A 1,014-nucleotide genomic window follows, 5' to 3' on the forward strand; every position below is an offset into this window, starting at 1 on the left:
CCGGTGACCGCGCTGCAACTGTGGATCGGCGCCCTGACGCTGGTCACGAACGCCTTCTTCGTCGGCGCGGAGTTCGCGATGATCTCCGTACGGCGCAGCCAGATCGAGCCGCAGGCCAGGCGCGGGCACAAGCGCGCCCGCATCACGCTCCACGGCCTCGAACACCTCTCCGCGATGATGGCCACGGCCCAGCTCGGCATCACCGTCTCCTCGCTGGTGCTGGGCGCGGTCGCGGAACCGGCCATCGCCCACCTGCTGGAGCCCGGCTTCGAGGCGGCGAACGTGCCGTCCGCGGCCGTGCACCCGATCGCGTTCGTGATCGCGCTGACGGTGGCGACGTACCTGCACATGCTCATCGGCGAGATGATCCCGAAGAACATCGCGCTGGCCGCGCCGGTGCCCACCGTGCTGCTGCTGGGCCCGCCGCTGGTCGCGGTGACCCGCGCGCTGCGCCCGGTGGTCTTCGGCATCAACGCCTTCGCGAACGCGCTGCTGAAGCTGCTGCGGGTGGAGCCGAAGGACGAGGTGGCCGCGGTCTTCACCGACGACCAGCTCGCCCGGATGGTCACCGACGCCAGCCAGGCCGGGCTGCTGGAGCCGGCCGACGGCGAGCGGCTGCGGGACGCGCTGGAGCTGGGCACCCGGCCGGTCGGCGAGATCCTGGTGCCCGCGGGCACCATGACCACCGTCGAGGACACCGTCACCCCGGCCCGGCTGGAGCGGCTGGCCGCCGAGGCGGGCTTCTCCCGCTTCCCGGTCACCGACCGGGGCGGGGCGCTGCTGGGCTACCTGCACATCAAGGACACCCTCGGGGTGACGGACCGGGAGGCGCCGTTCCCGCGGACGGCGCTGCACCCGATGACCCGGGTGGCCATCGACACCCCGCTGGACGACACGCTCACCGCGCTGCGCGCCGCGGGCAGCCACCTGGCCGCCGTCACCGGGGACCAGGGGCGGGTGCTGGGCTTCGTCACCATGGAGGACGTCCTGTCGGAGCTGGTGGGCCCCGCGCCG

The 1,014-nt window shown here is 73.5% G+C and carries 1 protein-coding gene; it reads left to right on the top strand.

The features are described 5' to 3' along the window. Positions 1–3: 3 nt before the first annotated feature. Positions 4–1,014: hemolysin family protein (locus H5J30_RS35580; protein WP_181791915.1), on the top strand; the 1,011-nt coding region annotated here is incomplete at its 3' end.

The sequence above is a fragment of the Streptomyces phytophilus genome, assembly GCF_013870535.1.
Taxonomy (GTDB): Bacteria; Actinomycetota; Actinomycetes; order Streptomycetales; family Streptomycetaceae; genus Streptomyces; species Streptomyces phytophilus.